The organism is Vibrio sp. B1FIG11, from assembly GCF_905175335.1.
Taxonomy (GTDB): Bacteria; Pseudomonadota; Gammaproteobacteria; order Enterobacterales; family Vibrionaceae; genus Vibrio; species Vibrio campbellii.
The window spans coordinates 723,861-739,622 of the sequence record NZ_HG992751.1 but is presented as its reverse complement, the minus strand read 5'-3'; the positions used below and the strand labels follow the sequence as shown (position 1 = coordinate 739,622).

The window sequence follows — 15,762 nt, the reverse complement described above, 5'->3', positions numbered from 1 at the left end:
CTAATGCAAATGGCGTGATTTTTGCGAAGTAGAGGCATTATTGGCTTAACTTGGGTTAAATCGTGTCATACAAAGTTCTCCCGCTTTCGGAATTGATGTCCCATGAATTCGGGTTGATAGAGGGCAACTTCCACAACCTCGCGGAAGCAGATGTCGTCTCTGCTATTCCTGCTCATCTTACCTTTGAGCAGCTAAAACAACACCTCCACGAGGGTAAGCTCGTACTCGTGAGTGATACACCTCAAATTCCCGCACTTCTGAGTTACAACGACCCAATTGGTCCTAAAACATGGCGCCTAAACTCTGAGGTTATCTCTGCATTTTCGGATGATGCGACTAAGGAATTGTTAGCAAAGACTAAAATCCCCAGAGCAACGGGAGGGTACAGCACACGTATTGTAGAGACCGCGACACTCGAACGAGCTTACACGCCGCAGCCAATAGCAACCGAAAGTGAAGAGGAGATCACCAAGGAATTCGAGTACAGCTTCGAAGTTGGCTGCTCGGATGCCACCATAAAGAAAATGGTGCACAGTGACTTTGCTTTAGCGAAAACTGAAAAAGAGAACGCGGTAACCCGCTGGGAGCAAGCCAATACCGAGCAAGGTACCCGCTACACAGCGTTATGTGTGTTTGATGAGCCAAAGCGTTTAAATATCCACATCGCCGATGACAATCTCGGGCTGACGCCACTGGAAGCCGTCACACTACAAAAAGCTGGCAGCCATAAAACTGAGGAAGGTTTTATACCTGTCGTTCCGGCTGTACGATTGGGCGAACGCCTAGGCTTGCCGACAGAGGGCTATTACTACCACTTTAATGATGGTGAACTGGTCCAAGAGTACAAAATTCTCGGACAAGAAAAGTGGGCGTTTTACGCTACGCGATCGACACAAGACAAGCTCAATAATGAGCGTGGTTTTACCAAAGACCAAAGCGCTATATTGGTGTATTGGAAGTTGGCCAACCAAGTCCTTGAGAACCAATTCATCATTTATCTTGAGCGCCAAATCACACGAGAAGAGCTCGATAACCTCAGTGAAGATTGGCTGAGCGAAAACGGGATAAAGTTGGATATTCCTGCACTGTTTGATGCAGCTAAACAGCCGGAAGAAGCACGCGTAGAAGATAACAACGATGAGACGGAAGCAGAACAAACCGCAGCAACGCACATCGTAGTTGCGGGGGAAACCTGGCAGAGCATAGCTGAACAGTATGGTATGGGAGCTAAAGCCTTGCTCTCGCTTAACCCAGTGTTTGAGGCCGACCCTCTATCACTCGCAATTGGTGATGAAATTGTTGTTGCAGAAGCACAGCAAAAACAAGCACCGGACAAAAAGGACACCTTTCCGCCACTGCGCCCACAAACTTACAACAACATCCGCAACAGCCATTATCAGCACAGCGACGCATTACTTTGGCTAACCACCCATAGAGCCATCAACGCTGCCGATTTCGTCGAAGGTGATGTCGCCATCCTTAACTTAAAAGACGCCACAAGCTCGCTCGTGTTCGCTAAATCCTGCACCAGGCCAGAAGGGTGTATTGAAATTGGTGACCAACAAGAGTCAATCAGTAACTTCGGCCCTTGGTCATTCTTCTTTGCGCAAGCGAATGCAAATCCTGCCGCTGTCATACCCGCCATTCAAGCAACACAAGCACAAATGGCCATGGGAAGTTCCGCAGCTGTCGCCGGCTCACCAGAGCAAACGCAACAAACCCAAACCGCGGCGATGCAGTTGGATAAACTGGCAGGTACATTGAAAGATAAAATCGTTGAGGGCTACCGCTGGCAAGTAGAAGGCATTGGCGCCTTGTTTGCCATGCAGCAAAGCTTGTTTGGCGATAACACCCAATACACAGACCAAGATTTACGCCAGGTGACCACGGCGCAAAGCCGCGTTCGTGTCCACATTACCGAGCCCCAAGATGGAGAGTTTTACCCGCACGTGCAGGGCTATCATGTAGACGACACGCGCATCCCCATCAAATACGTGAAACAGGGAAATAATGGCCAACTGTCCGTTGCGATTGAAAAGAACGGACCAACCATCTATTGGACACCAGAAGAAAACGGTGAAGCAAGTTGGCAAAGCACGCCCGATCATAGTGATGGCTTTGAAAAAGACGATATACTGGTCACGCCAATCCACTCGGATAGCGATGCTAACGTCACGGTTACGCCTGCGCCAGAAGAGAAAGACTGGCGTGATGCGATCTTGGTATTCCCGGAAAGCTCAGGTATTGCTCCGCTCTATGTGGTTTACAAAGAAAGCCCGAGGGATAAGCCCGGAGTCGTTACCGGGAAAGGCGAAGATATCTTTGGCATTTGGTTGGCAGGTGCAGGTAAGGACTTAGGAGCCCCAATACCCTCTCAAATAGCTGATAAGCTGAGAGGAAAAGAATTCAGCAGCTTTGATGCGTTTCGAAAAGCATTCTGGTTAGAGGTATCTAAAGACAGCGATTTAAAGGGACAATTTAATGCACAAAACCAAATTCGAATCGGGTTAGGGAAGGCTCCTAAAGCAAGAAGTCGAGATAAAGTAGGAAAGAGAAAATCTTTTGAGCTACATCATGTAGATGAAGTGCAGAATGGTGGCAAGGTTTACGATTTAGATAATTTAAAAGTGACCACACCCAAAAATCATATTGATATTCATAGAGGTATGAAGTGAGTAAAAAAAGTATAACGGACTACAACGAAGCTGAGTTCTTGCGCTTTGTCGAAGATATTTTTAAAGAGAATGCATCAGATTCAGATGAAGTCCTTGACGAACTGCTTGATATTTTTGAGGAAATAACCGAGCATCCTGCGGGTTCAGACTTAATTTACTACCCAGAGAACCCGGGTGAGGATACGCCTGAAGGGATAGTAAAAATAGTGAAAGATTGGCGTGTTAGCCAGGGGCTTCCCTGCTTCAAAGAGTAAGGAGTAAAGGCGTCATCGTGACGCCTTTTGAAAGTCAACTAAAACTCAGTACTGGCTTCAGCAGGTTTATTACCTAAATTTAAGTGTGCCCAGTCACTTTCATCTGAATAGTCTTTTCCCCGAGCTTTAACATCACACATCTCGAATTCACCCAGACCAGCTTCACCAATTACTAACGGATGTTTAACTTCAAAGTCTACGTGAATTGTATCCCCAGAAAACGGTTTGTCAGGGTGACTATCTCCTGAAAGATTACAAGAGTAACGAATGTAGAGCCCTTCACCATTTACCCACCGATATCCTGTTCTTTCTAAATCGTCTAGTTGGTCAAAACAATCAACGTTCGTAGTGGCTGTTTCTGAACTTCCTGCGTCAGAATTAACAATGTCTCCAATCAAGTCGGCATCCCAAAGTTCATTGATCGCTTCTTCAGCTACACTGTCTAAGTCTTGTAACTGCAATGAATATTGATCCAACGTCATTTGGATATGTTCGAACAACCAGCTTGAGTCATAATCTTCTTCATTTTCTGATTCGACTACATTATTCAAACAATCAAATAAAGTTTCCGAGTCGTACGAGAGGTACTTTATCTTTTTTATGTTCTTGGCTGTGAATGATGCATCGTTGATCAATTGGTCAAAATCTTTGTAGCCGAAGGTTGCAGCGATGATTTCTGACAAATGGAATAACGAGTATCGTCTTTCATCATCACTCAAGCTATCCGAAAGGGTATTCATGAATTGATATACAAATGGCAATCGGAGAGTGATTAGTTCGTTTTCATGTTCAGCTTTGCTTCTCTCAAAAGCAAACGCAGCTTTCTTTGCTTCTTGCGCTTTTTTAGCTTCTTTACGTGCCAAAGCTTCGTTATTGAGTCTCAACTCTTTAGCTTTTTCTTGCGCCTCAAGGTACTTCTCTTCAATTAGTTTCTTTCTGGCTTCAGAGGCGGCAGCTTGCTCTTGCAGCATTTTAGTTCTGGCAACTGAGTTTTCAATCTCAGCTCGCACTTCATCTTCCGCGACCTTATCTTGTAAGTTGGCCTTTGCTGTCGCTTTCACTAATCGACCACGATCTAATTCTTTATCAACATCTTGGTCTACTTTGTGACCATATCTTAGTTTTTCACTATGTTTTTGGATTTGCTGAATAGTTAGATGCAAGTAAGGAGAAATAAGTAGATAGGAGCAAGATAGAATTAATGGCCACCACAAAGTATCCCACACATTGTTATGTCCAATAGAAAGCCATTCAACGGAGTTTTTGAAAACGGAGACACGACTATCAACACTTTGACGCCCAAAAAATAACAGAGCTAATTTATCCCAGTTAAAAATGCCCCATGACACAATAAAAGCCCCGAAAAATGGACTTGTGATCCGGCTATTTACATTGCTACTAACTGACTCAAAGAGTTCCTTTACAGTTTCACTCACTCTAAAAACCACCAATAAACGTATCGACAAACCCTTTAAACTTTTCAGCCAAGCGTCCAACAATTTTCTTACGCTGTAATATTGTCGGCTTTGTTTGCAGTGTTCCTGCGAAATCATCACGTAGTGGCATCTCTTCACTAAGCTCATAACGGTTAACCAGAATCTCTAGCTTCTCAGTATCTAGATTTTCCTCATTAGCCATGCTTTCTAGTGCTTTACGTTTCTCTTTTTCCCAGAAAAACTCAAACTCTTCTTCAACATCGGCGTGTGCCGGGATACCTTCGAGGTGATCATTCATGAACTTCTCGATAAGAGCCTTTTTACTAAGAAGCGTTGGATCTGACCCGATTAGGTTGGCGATAACCTGACGTTTACGAGCCTTCTCTTCCGTACTTTCCTCTTCGTGTAGCTCTCGCAGTAAGTGAAGGATGTAACCGACATTCACTTCATCTCGGTGCATCAACTCAAGTTCAAAGTCGACATCATCCAATATCGAAACTTTCTCTTTAGTTGAGTTCTCACGCAACTGGCGATTCAAGTCAGCGTATTTACTGGTGAAGTCCTGAAACTCTTGCTCGCTCATCTCAGTGGCATCCATGTCGAAGTCAGCAAAGTTACCAAGCATGTTTTTTAAACGCATCAGTTCGCGGAACTGTCTGACAAACCACGCTTGTGCCTCTTCATCTGGCAAGCTATCGACTGAATCTACCGTTGGCGTGATCGAAATGAGTGCGGCATATGCCTTATCAAAATCGGCCATCAGATCATCGTATGATGGCATTTCAATCACTTCGGTCGGCTGCTTATTGGAGAACATTTTGAAAGCATCATCAGCCGCAGTTTTGAGATTGCGGAAACACACCACATTACCGTGAGACTTGGTTTCATCCAGCAGGCGATTAGTGCGCGAAAAGGCTTGAATCAACCCGTGGTGTTTCAGGCTCTTATCGACATACAGGGTATTTAGCCTTGGAGCATCAAAGCCAGTCAGGAACATGTTGACTACCAAAAGAATATCGATCTCTTTGGCTTTCACTCGCTTAGAGATGTTCTTGTAGTAGTTATAGAAAGACTCGCTATCTTTGGTTGTATAGTTTGTGCCGAACATCTTGTTGTAGTCGCCGATGAAAGACTCAAGCTTATCTCGGCTGTGCAGTTTTACAGCATCTCCATCATTAAGATACTTCGCTGCGACTTCTTGAATCTCTACCGCATCACCATTACCTAGCTCGTACTCTTCCTCTTCATTGGCTTCATAGCTAAAAATGGTCGCAACTTTAAGGTTGTGTTTACCTTCCGCTTTCTTCTTAGCAAGCAACTCGTAGTATTGGATCAGCTCTGGTACACCAGATACACAGAACATTGCGTTGTAATCGCGACTGTGTGTCTTTCTTCGGTGATGAGCAATAATGTAGTCGGTAATCTTATCAAGACGCGCAGGAGAGCTTAAAAGCTCTTTGGTGTCGATATCTTCAACTTCAATATCAAGGTTGTTGTTCGAGCCATCTTTGTATTGATAGCGCCCCACATACTCGATGGCAAACTTAAGAACGTTATTGTCACGAATGGCATCAACGATCACATAAGGGTGTAAACATTCGCCAAAAAGGTCTTTTGTGGTTTTCTTTATGGACTTTTTAGCCACTGCGTTTTTAGCAAAGATTGGCGTTCCCGTAAAACCAAACAACTGAGCCCCTTGGAAGAACTGGGTAATATTCTGGTGTGTATCACCAAACTGGCTTCGGTGGCACTCATCGAAGATAAAGATAATACGTTTATCTCTCAGTGCTTCCATCTCACTTAGGTAGCGCTTTTTAGTCACCACATTATTGAGTTTTTGCAGCGTAGTGACGACAAGTTTGTTGTTGCGATTTTCGTTAATCTTTTTGCCTTTGATTGGCTTATCGATTAGCTGGTGAAACAGCATGTTGGTATTGTCTGTGCTATCGACACAACCTTTGGCAAAAGCATTAAATTCTAACGCTGTTTGGTAATCGAGGTCTTTACGGTCAACAACAAAAACGACTTTATCGACTTCACTTAATGAAGTCATAATCTGTGCAGCTTTAAAAGATGTCAGCGTTTTGCCAGAACCCGTGGTGTGCCATATGTAACCGTTCAAGTCTGTAGTTCTGACTTGCTTAATGATCTCTTCCACCGCATAGAACTGATACGGACGCAGCACCATTAAGAACTTTCCTGTCTCGTTCAAGACAATGTACTTAGTCAGCATCGCTGTTAAATGCGGTGTTGTTAGGAAAGCACTAGCAAAGCTCGGAAGTTGACTGATTTTCTTATTATCAAAATCCGTCCAATCAAAAGTTTGCTTAGCGGACATCTCGCTATTATTGGAGAAATACTGTGTATTAACCCCATTTGAAATCACGAACAGTTGAACATAATTGAACAGACCGTGGTTGGCATGATACGAGTGCTTTTGATAGCGTTTAACTTGATTGAATGCTTCTTTTAGCTCTATGCCACGTCGCTTGAGTTCGATTTGCACTAAAGGAAGACCATTTACCAATACCGTCACATCATATCGGTTGGTATAGATACCCTTCACCGTTATTTGCTGGGCAACCTGAAACTTGTTTTTACTGGCTTCATCAAACAACAGAGTTAGATGTCGGCTGTCACCATTATCCAAGGTGACATCAAGCTGATCACGCAATGTCTTCGCTTTGGTGAAGATATTGCCCTTCTCTAGCTTACCCAATACCTGACGAAACTCAGTATCCGAAAGCGTGCATTCATTCACTTTCTCAAGTTGAGCCTTTAGGTTAGCTTCAAGCGCAGTATTGTCTCTAGGCGCAATAACTTCAAAACCTTGAGTGCCAAGCTGAGCAATTAAGTTATCTTCTAATTGTTGTTCTGATTGATAAGCCATTTGACGATTTAATATCCTTGAGTGCTTTCATGTACAGCTCTAGCAGACAGAGCTATACATTAAGAAATTACACAAACATCTGTTGAAGTAAGCCTTTTTTAAACTGCTTGGTTTGTTCTATCTGCTCTGCAACGCCCTCAATTTTGAGATCGATAGTTTTTAAGAAACGAGCTATTTTTTTCTGTTCATCAGAGCACGGACATGGGCATGAAAGTGCCATCAAGTCTGCACTTGATATATTCATTCGATCATGCCTTGCACCAAAGTTAGCAACACTATGCATGTACTTATGCCATGTTGTCCCTTTAAAAAAGTACTCCATGAAATCTAGACAAACTTTCGAATTGAAGCGAAAAACAGAGTACAGCGGAGACATCACTCCTTGTTCAATTTTGTTTCTACCAATTGGACCAACAGGCGCTAACTCAGATATTCTCGGGTTATAAACAAAATCATTAATATCAACCACACAATAGTTGTCGGTATTATCCCCTTTCGCTATATCTTTTTCAAAATAGTCCTGTTGAGAAATTATCCCATACTTTGCTGAATTCGTTAGTACAGCCTTTACTAACCTACCTTTATTTTTAGTCGTTATTTTTGATGCTAATTGGCTCAGAGGTTTCTCTTCCCAATCAGGAAACGCATTGCCATTTTCATCTTTAAAGCGAATTTGCTGGCTAAAAATCTGCTGCATTACACCTTTTTTGTATTCTTTGAGTAAGCGTTGCCTTTCGGTTAATTGGCTGATTTTAGTATCGACGGAAGTTAAGAAGTCAGCGATTTTTTGTTGTACTTCAAGTTTTGGCGAATGTAATTGAATACCTAAGAAACTTGGCTGTGAAATATTTTTCATGCTGCCACTTGTACCTGTAGCTAGCTCTTTTAATCGAAACTTGATTTTGGGCGTTGTAAGGTAATTGGCTAACCATCGAGGATCGTAGCCGCTTTTAGTCTTTATTGCCCAGAGTCGATCTGGTAAAAATAAGTTTTTATGAGACGATGAAACATACCCAACCTCTCCGACTAATAGTGGAGTATTCATTCGGCTAAAAATTATCGTCCCTGATTCAACCGGTTGCTTTATGCGAGAAAACTCAGAAGCCAGAATGGTTTTGTTTTCACTAGGAATAAAGCGGCCACTTGAGACACAACTAGTTTTAAGTACTCCAAGCTGAGTATCACTAGTTATAGGTGTATCTTCTGAGTTAACACTTACACCTGAAGATATAGACTTTACAGCGTCATTAGTGGTTATAGGGTAATGCGCTTCTTTATCAAACGATAGCATTGGTTCTTTAAAACTCATGCTTTTACCTCAAAAGGAGTATCAATACCTAGTTCTGAACAATACGCTGCAATTGTACTATTTGTATCCAGCATGGCATTATCATTCGTGACTAGCCGCTTTGATACCTCCGCCAAATCTACAATTTCTTCTTCTTCAAAAGTATCCACATAACGAGGGATATTTAGGTTATATTCATTCTCTTTTAAATCAGCAGGGGTTGCTGCAAAAGCGAATTTATCAATCTTTTGACGCTTAGCGACAGCATCTAAAATACGCTGTAAATCCTCTTCGCGCATAAAATTGTTATTAGTGCCTTTCTCAAAATGGTTGCTGGCATCAATAAACAACACATCATCGTCAGCTTTTCGATTTTTCTTTAGTACAAGAACACAAGTAGGGATGGGCGTGCCAAAGAAGATATTAGCAGGTAAACCAATCACCATATCCAGATAGTTTTTCTCTTTGATTAGATGCTTCCGAATATGCCCTTCTGCCGCGCCGCGGAACAACACACCGTGAGGCAATACCACAGCCATCGTTCCTCCATCATCAAGTTGATGAACCATGTGCTGAACAAAAGCAAAATCCGCTTTAGATTTAGGTGCAAGCTTACCGTAGTCAGAAAAACGCTCATTGTTTAGGTGTAAAGGGTTAGCTGACCAACCAGCAGAGAATGGAGGGTTAGCCACTACTGCGCTGAAGCGTTGCTCAATATGCGCTGGAGCTTCTAACGTATCGTCATTCTGAATGTCGAAGCGATTGTAATGAACATCGTGCATGATCATGTTCATACGAGCTAAGTTATAAGTACTTGGGTTTTGCTCTTGCCCGTAGAACTTTAAGTCTGGGTTGTTGGCTTCTTTCGCAACACGCAATAGTAACGAACCAGAACCACACGTTGGATCATAAACAGACTTTAGATTTGGGTTATCAAGTGTCACAAGCTTAGCTAACAGCTTAGAAACCATCTGCGGCGTATAAAACTCGCCAGCTTTTTTACCCGCACCACTGGCGAACATGCCAATGAGATATTCGTAAGCATCACCAAGAATATCAATCTCACTGTTTTCTAAGTGAAAATCAATGTTATCTAGGTGTTCCAATACTTTAGCAATTAGTTTGTTACGAGCATCTGGCGTTTTACCTAGCTTGTTTGATGTTAGGTCGAGTTCATCAAACAGGCCGTTAAAGTCGTCGGCACTGTCTGCTCCCATAGTGCTTTGCTCGATGTCATTCAAAACATCACGCACATCATCAAGAATGAACTCACCATTAGCACCAGCTTCAGCAACCACATGAAACAGCTCTGATGGCTTAAAGAAGTAACCGAGTTTGTCTAGCGCCTCTTCTTGGACTGCCTCTAGGTACTCTTTGCCTTTTTCGCTCTTCTCATCGATTTGCGCGAACTGAATACCATCTTCTGAAAGCAATTCATTAGCGTAGCGATTTAGCTTATCTGAAAGGTATTTGTAGAAGATTAGGCCAAGGATGTAATCACGAAAGTCATCGGCAGACATGTTACCACGAAGGGTGTTGGCGATGTTCCAAAGCTGTTTCTTTAGTTCTTGTTGGTGTTGTTCGACCATTACTTGTGTCCAAATTAATTCGTTTGAGTTTGCTTGGTGTTAGACCACTTCAAGTGATATGACAGCCCATCTAATCCGGGATAGATTGTATAACGGTTTACCCCGTAGCGAGATAAGTCTTTCCTAATCCTTACTTTGGCATTTTTAGGTATGATGAGCTTTGTTAACCCTTTAGGCTCGTATGGTGCCATCAAATTGGTTTGCACTGTGAACAAGCCGCTCTGGGCAATAATTCTTGGTGTTAAATTCGCTGGCATATACTTCCTAACCTCATCTTTTGAGGTCAACTCTAAGGGTTTCATCTGCTTATCCATGTCAAAAGGATCTTTTCTGTCTGTAAGGATATAGACAGCACCGTCTGTATCACTCTCAGATTCAATCGCAAAATACAGAGCGACAAGAGGGTTTCTAGACCAATCCAGTAGACGTGTAGGTAAACCGTGATGCTGTGCGAGTGCAAGCCACTCCCAATCATTACTTGGATTATATTCTAAATGAGGAATAGCTTGTTCTTTAAAGTGTTTGAACAGCCTTTTTTCTGCATTAATGAGCTCATCTTCTTTGTCATACCCCAAACGCATAATAGAAGGCTCTAGCTTATATGCTTTATTTTCAACACCTCGGAACACTGCAAAATCTGGGTTTAGTTTACTTACCGCTCTATGGAAGTCTGCAAAGTTCGAGATATTGGTATGGGGAATAACATCCACATAATCTGAGATTGAGAGTTTAAAGTCATTTTGCTCAATTTCTTTAAGTGAAACTACTTTTGAAAAGCCGCTGTCTGTCTTACGTGCGTCGACTGCCGTCAGTATTTTATCTATCGACTTATCATCAATGAAACGACGCCTATTTTTCTTCTCAAAAAGCTGACTAGCATCTATAAAAAGAACGCCATCACCTTTATTTCGATTTTTCTTGAATATCAGAGCACAAACTGGAATTGAAGTACCTAAGAATAAGTTAGCAGGTAGCCCTATAACTGCATCTAGACAGTTCAGTCCAGCCAATAAGTGACGTCTAATTTCACCTTCGGAACCACCACGAAATAGCACACCATGAGAAACGATGGAAACCATTAAACCATCATCTTTAAGTTGGCAAAGCATATGCTGAATGAAAGCAAAGTCTGCCTTATTTTTCGGAGCTAGCTTTCCATAACGAGCAAAACGTTCATCCCTAAAATGCAAAGGAGAGGGTGACCAGGAGGAAGAAAATGGTGGGTTAGAAACAACCACATCAAACTTTTGGTCTAGATGAGTCGGATCTTCAAGGCTATCACCATGAGCTAAGTCAAAGTCAGCCTGTGGAATACCATGCGAGATGATATTCATGCGTGCCAAGTTATATGTTTCAAAGTTAATCTCTTGTCCATATAACTTCACATCAGAATTGTTAGTTTCAGATGCAACATTCAATAGCATAGAGGCTGAGCCACATGCTGGGTCATAAATCGACTGAATATCATCGCCACCTATTATGACAAGTTTCGACACTAATTTGGAAATCGATTTAGGGGTATAAAACTCCCCACCTCGATTGCCCGCTGCGCCTGCAAACATATTAATCAAGTACTCATAGAAGTCACCCCATGAAATATTTTGATCATCCTGAATATTAAAATCGTTCAAAGCAATCAAAATACTGGCAATGACTCTATTACGCTCTCTGGTTGTTTTGCCTAACTTTGGGGAGTAAAAGTCTATGCTAGTAAACACTCCATCAAAAAGATGTCCCAGTGAACGGTACTCGATCTTTCTAAGGGTATCATCCAACAACTCAGCTATATAATCATCTGTAGTGCTGGCCTGAACCACGTTATGAAATAACTCGGAAGGTCGACAGAAATACCCGAGTTCATGCAAGGCTTCTTCTTGAATATCTTCGATGTAGTTATTGCCTTCTTCATTCAAGTCCTCGATATCACGGAATCGAACTCCCTCACCACGAAGTAACTCATCTGCATATCGTTCAAGCTTCAGAGAAATAAAGAGATAAAAAGTTAACCCTAGAAAATAAACACGGAACTCCTCTGTTCTAATATTTCCACGCAAGGATTCAGAAACACGCCAAATCTTGCTCTTAAGTTCTTGTTTTTGTTTATCGTCCATAGAAGTACAGTTACATATGATGAAGAAGCGCATTGTAACTGAAACTTAAAGCTAACAAGAGTACAGAGATCATTTTTAAACTATGAAGTGGCTAGAAAAGCTGAGATTACGCGCTGCTTAAAAGCTCCCAATCTAAGTTCATCGATTGCACTAAGAGATCCGGTTGAGTTAAGTTCGGTGCTGATAGCACTACTCCAAACCAACTTTGATTTTACTTGTTCTCGATCTTCTAAGAGACCATGACCACTTAAGCAAGTACGTTGAGATTCTGACTCAAACGCTATCAAACTCTCTATTTTCGCAAACATACAAGAGTCAGGAATGTCTTGCTCAATCCGCTCAGAAAATTGAATCAAACTTTGCTCTGCAAAAGTGAACAGCCACGCCTGTTGATTTTCTATTCCATTTACCCGAAGAATACGCCCCAGTACTTGCCTAAAGTACAGCTCAGTTTTCACCGCGCTCATATGACAGCAAACTTGAAGTCGAGGTATATCAGTGCCTTCGCTGATCATTCCAACGCTGACAATCCATTGAGCATCACTTTGACGATAGCGTTCTATTTCAGCTAATGGCTCTTCATGGCGATAAGTAACGATTGATACAGATTGAGAGTACTTTTGAGAGAGTATCTTTTGGATTGCTTGAGCGTGCTGAACAGAAGAGGCCACGACTAAACCTCCCGCATTGGGCGAGAGAGAACGTATTTCTGCAAGCTTGTTACAACCAAGGCCGAGTAAATACTCCATCGCTTCCTGGTTATGTATAACACTTTGATATGAGGTTCTGGTCTGCTTGAGCATTTCTAAGATTGAAGAAAACGACTCCACTTTATCTTCGTTGCTCACAGAGAGATGCTCACTATCAACCAAAACCAACTTTGGAACTCGACAAACCTTGTCTACGATCGCCTGCCTCAAAGTGTATTGGTAATCAACCAAAAGCTTACCTTCTGGATCACTGTATTCGGACATGACTATAGGTAGAGAATCTGAGCGCCACGGAGTCCCTGACATAGCTAACGTATAGGTTGCTAAACCCTGTATCTTGGCTAGCACTTGTTGCCCCCAAACATTTGCATTTTCAAAGTCAGATCCAGAGCAGTGATGAATTTCATCAAAGACAACAAACACTCGATGATTACGTAACGTCTGCCAAAACTCGTCGTTGAGAAATTGGATTGATTGATATGTTAGCGATTGCCCAATAGAGCCTAGGCCACCATTAAAAGTGCAATTCAGAGTCTGAGAAAAAGTTCTTTTGATTCCATCAGCTACCGTTAAAGATGGAGAAAAACATAACACAAGGTCGATCAAATCATCACAAAGTAGTCTTGATGCAACTGTTGCCGCAAGTACGGTTTTTCCGGCTCCCGGTGTCGCTTGGCAGAAAAAGTGTTGGTGCTTTGCTCTAAATTTCTGGATAGCTTTTGCAGCGCACTCTGTCTGCCACTGTCTTAGCACGGTTGGCTCCCCTCTGAGAGAGTATTAAGGAGGTTCGTTAATCCATTTATTTTGCCAAGCAAGTGCGCTGAACGTTCTCTTGCTTGCTGTAACAATGGGGTTAATCGATTCTCTAGCTCAGGGAAACGGCATCTTAGTGATTGATATTCATCGATTTCACCAAGTACGATCTCTAATTCGCCTTTATATTCATTACTCTCACGAAGCAAAATCGAGTAGTCTGGAGAACATTCTTTTCTTAAAACTTCACGTTTGGCTTTTTTTCGAGGCACTGTCTGAAGTTCTCTAAATTGTTCGGTTTGAAAGTACTTTTTGTTTCTTCCTTTACCTTCACTTCGCAGCCAACCCCTTTGTTGATATTGCCATATTTGGCGATAAACCTTCTTCCGAGCCTCATCAGAGTTCTGTGTACCTTCTTCAAGTTTCAATGAAGCATCTCTCACCTCAACGACAGAAAACCCGTCCATTTCATCTTCAACCAACAACTTATGCATTACTGCACTGATTCTTATAGAACGTTTCATTTCCCGCCCACACACAAAACTAAGGATTGCTTAGTATACAGAAATGAATAAAACTAAGAAAATCTTAGTTAATATAGGTTTTCACAAATGAACCGAAAATGTCATTTACTAGCCCAATCCCAGCGCGACTTAAAAAAGCACGCAAAAAAGCCAAACTCTCCCAGAAAGCCTTGGGGGTGCGAATAGGTATGGATGAGGGTTCGGCAAGTGCCAGAATGAATCAGTATGAGAAAGCAAAACACGCTCCAGACATACAGACTCTAAAGCTCATTGCTAACGAGCTAGGCGTCCCTTTGAACTATTTCTTTTGTGAGGAAGAAAGCTCTGCCAAGTTGGCCTGCCTGATTGCAAAATTGAGTGAAGAAGAGAGGCAAGAGCTTATCAATAAGTTGAGCGGTTCCGAAGAGAGTTAAGGTTTGTTGTAGCTAATAGAGTTAACGAACCATTCTTTGTCACCTTCAGGTGTGCGTACCGTTACTTCGTCATCTACTTCCTTCTTCAACAATGCTCTCGCCATTGGTGAATCAATTGAGATGTAGTCTTTTGCGCCGCCATAAATTTCCTCAGGACCAACAATTCTGAATGTCTTAACATCACCGGCTTCATTCTCAATCTCAACCCAAGCTCCGAAGAAGACCTTTCCTTCTTGTTGAGGAGAGTAGTCAACAATGGTCACTTCAGGCAGAAACTTACGAAGAAAGCGCACACGACGGTCTATTTGACGAAGTAAGCGTTTGTTGAAGGTGTAGTCAGCGTTTTCCGAGCGATCACCCAAACTAGCTGCCCATGTGACGATTTTGGTAATCTCTGGACGCTTCTCATTCCACAGATGGTCATGTTCCGCTTTGAGTTTGTTATAACCTTCTCTGGTGATTAGTTTTGTTTTCACTTCTACAATCCAAGTTATTTATAAGTTCTGTAAAGCCTTTTTGATTGCATCCAAAGTTGCGACAGGGAAAAAAGACTTTTGAGTATCAGTCGAAACTATACTGCCATTTTTTCCAAGCTCCAATTGGTGTCTGCGTAAAAACTCACTAGAAATGAGGTACTCCAATGCGCTTCGCTCCAGCTCAGTGAGCTTGATAGACGCAAAGGACACATCAACATTATCGAACACTTCAATGACCTGATTGATAGGCACTACTTCATTAAGTAGTCGTTCCGCTTCCTTTTTTTGAGCATAGAGAATATTGGCTTGAAGCTTAACGACTGGATCGTCTAGTTCATCAATCCAAGCGTGCATCTTACCTTTTGAAGTGCTTCGCGCCGACCTTGGTTGGTCTTTTGCTGAAGAGTTGAAACTAGCAATTAAGGTTCGGTACGATTCTCCCGTCTTGTTCCGGATACTTTGTGCAGCTGGAACACCTCGCCCTTTTCCAAGTCGAGCTATCGTTGAATAACTAAAGTCGTTCAATCCGCGTTCTTGTTGTTCCTTGCATATGGTAAACACGGCCTCTAATGAGTTCTGTACCCGAGATGACGCTTTCTTTTTTAGCTGACTCAGTACTTGCTCAGGGGTAATTTCTGACATG

12 protein-coding genes are annotated in these 15,762 nt (G+C 42.3%); 3 read left to right on the top strand and 9 right to left on the bottom strand.

Features of this window, described 5'->3' with window-relative positions; genetic code table 11:
- The first annotated feature begins 95 nt into the window (after nucleotides 1-95).
- Together KHO06_RS03340 and KHO06_RS03335 are read left to right on the top strand one after the other, a co-directional pair.
- Nucleotides 96-2,675: an S-type pyocin domain-containing protein gene (locus KHO06_RS03340; RefSeq protein ID WP_212581959.1), complete on the top strand. Its 2,580-nt coding sequence runs from the start codon at nucleotides 96-98 to the stop codon at nucleotides 2,673-2,675.
- Nucleotides 2,672-2,929 carry a bacteriocin immunity protein gene (locus tag KHO06_RS03335; RefSeq protein WP_212581958.1) on the top strand — a complete coding sequence of 86 codons (258 nt, stop codon included), beginning with the start codon at nucleotides 2,672-2,674 and terminating at the stop codon, nucleotides 2,927-2,929. Before KHO06_RS03340 ends, KHO06_RS03335 begins: the two co-directional genes overlap by 4 nt.
- A 38-nt stretch (nucleotides 2,930-2,967) precedes the next feature.
- On the opposite strand, the gene KHO06_RS03330 is transcribed toward KHO06_RS03335, so the two are convergent.
- From KHO06_RS03330 to KHO06_RS03300, 7 genes are all read right to left on the bottom strand, one after another.
- Nucleotides 2,968-4,365, bottom strand: a complete 1,398-nt coding sequence (locus tag KHO06_RS03330) for a hypothetical protein (protein ID WP_212581957.1) — start codon at nucleotides 4,363-4,365, stop codon at nucleotides 2,968-2,970.
- A gap of 1 nt (nucleotide 4,366) precedes the next feature.
- Nucleotides 4,367-7,255: a type I restriction endonuclease subunit R gene (locus KHO06_RS03325; protein WP_212581956.1), complete on the bottom strand. Its 2,889-nt coding sequence runs from the start codon at nucleotides 7,253-7,255 to the stop codon at nucleotides 4,367-4,369.
- A gap of 67 nt (nucleotides 7,256-7,322) precedes the next feature.
- On the bottom strand, nucleotides 7,323-8,564 hold the full coding sequence (locus KHO06_RS03320; RefSeq protein ID WP_212581955.1) for a restriction endonuclease subunit S: 1,242 nt from the start codon (nucleotides 8,562-8,564) through the stop codon (nucleotides 7,323-7,325).
- Entirely contained in the window at nucleotides 8,561-10,132 is a 1,572-nt protein-coding gene (locus KHO06_RS03315; RefSeq protein ID WP_212581954.1) for a type I restriction-modification system subunit M, read from the bottom strand. Before KHO06_RS03315 ends, KHO06_RS03320 begins: the two co-directional genes overlap by 4 nt.
- Nucleotides 10,133-10,146: 14 nt before the next feature.
- Entirely contained in the window at nucleotides 10,147-12,243 is a 2,097-nt protein-coding gene (locus KHO06_RS03310; protein ID WP_212581953.1) for a type I restriction-modification system subunit M, read from the bottom strand.
- A gap of 80 nt (nucleotides 12,244-12,323) precedes the next feature.
- Nucleotides 12,324-13,706 carry a DEAD/DEAH box helicase family protein gene (locus tag KHO06_RS03305; RefSeq protein ID WP_212581952.1) on the bottom strand — a complete coding sequence of 461 codons (1,383 nt, stop codon included), beginning with the start codon at nucleotides 13,704-13,706 and terminating at the stop codon, nucleotides 12,324-12,326.
- Nucleotides 13,700-14,230: a hypothetical protein gene (locus tag KHO06_RS03300; protein ID WP_212581951.1), complete on the bottom strand. Its 531-nt coding sequence runs from the start codon at nucleotides 14,228-14,230 to the stop codon at nucleotides 13,700-13,702. The genes KHO06_RS03305 and KHO06_RS03300 overlap by 7 nt, the downstream gene beginning before the upstream one ends.
- 98 nt (nucleotides 14,231-14,328) lie before the next feature.
- Here KHO06_RS03300 and KHO06_RS03295 point away from each other — a divergent pair, with 98 nt between their 5' ends.
- Nucleotides 14,329-14,643, top strand: coding sequence for a helix-turn-helix transcriptional regulator (locus KHO06_RS03295; protein WP_212581950.1), 315 nt, complete (start codon nucleotides 14,329-14,331; stop codon nucleotides 14,641-14,643).
- Here KHO06_RS03295 and greB read toward each other — a convergent pair.
- Both greB and gmtX read right to left on the bottom strand, forming a co-directional pair.
- Complete coding sequence (greB, locus tag KHO06_RS03290) at nucleotides 14,640-15,119, bottom strand: transcription elongation factor GreB (protein WP_042604367.1); 480 nt, start codon at nucleotides 15,117-15,119, stop codon at nucleotides 14,640-14,642. The two genes, KHO06_RS03295 and greB, sit on opposite strands and share 4 nt — an antisense overlap.
- Nucleotides 15,120-15,137: 18 nt before the next feature.
- Nucleotides 15,138-15,761 (bottom strand): gamma-mobile-trio protein GmtX, encoded by a 624-nt coding sequence (gene gmtX, locus KHO06_RS03285; RefSeq protein ID WP_212581949.1) that lies wholly within the window; start codon nucleotides 15,759-15,761, stop codon nucleotides 15,138-15,140.
- Nucleotide 15,762 lies beyond the last annotated feature (1 nt).

Excerpts from the sequence above, each read along its gene's own strand:
- KHO06_RS03340 (WP_212581959.1), top strand. The coding sequence starts at position 96 with ATGTCCCATGAATTCGGGTTGATAGAGGGCAACTTCCACAACCTCGCG.
- KHO06_RS03325 (WP_212581956.1), bottom strand. The coding sequence starts at position 7,255 with ATGGCTTATCAATCAGAACAACAATTAGAAGATAACTTAATTGCTCAG.
- KHO06_RS03320 (WP_212581955.1), bottom strand. The coding sequence starts at position 8,564 with ATGAGTTTTAAAGAACCAATGCTATCGTTTGATAAAGAAGCGCATTAC.
- KHO06_RS03315 (WP_212581954.1), bottom strand. The coding sequence starts at position 10,132 with ATGGTCGAACAACACCAACAAGAACTAAAGAAACAGCTTTGGAACATC.
- KHO06_RS03310 (WP_212581953.1), bottom strand. The coding sequence starts at position 12,243 with ATGGACGATAAACAAAAACAAGAACTTAAGAGCAAGATTTGGCGTGTT.
- KHO06_RS03300 (WP_212581951.1), bottom strand. The coding sequence starts at position 14,230 with ATGAAACGTTCTATAAGAATCAGTGCAGTAATGCATAAGTTGTTGGTT.
- KHO06_RS03295 (WP_212581950.1), top strand. The coding sequence starts at position 14,329 with ATGTCATTTACTAGCCCAATCCCAGCGCGACTTAAAAAAGCACGCAAA.
- gmtX (WP_212581949.1), bottom strand. The coding sequence starts at position 15,761 with ATGTCAGAAATTACCCCTGAGCAAGTACTGAGTCAGCTAAAAAAGAAA.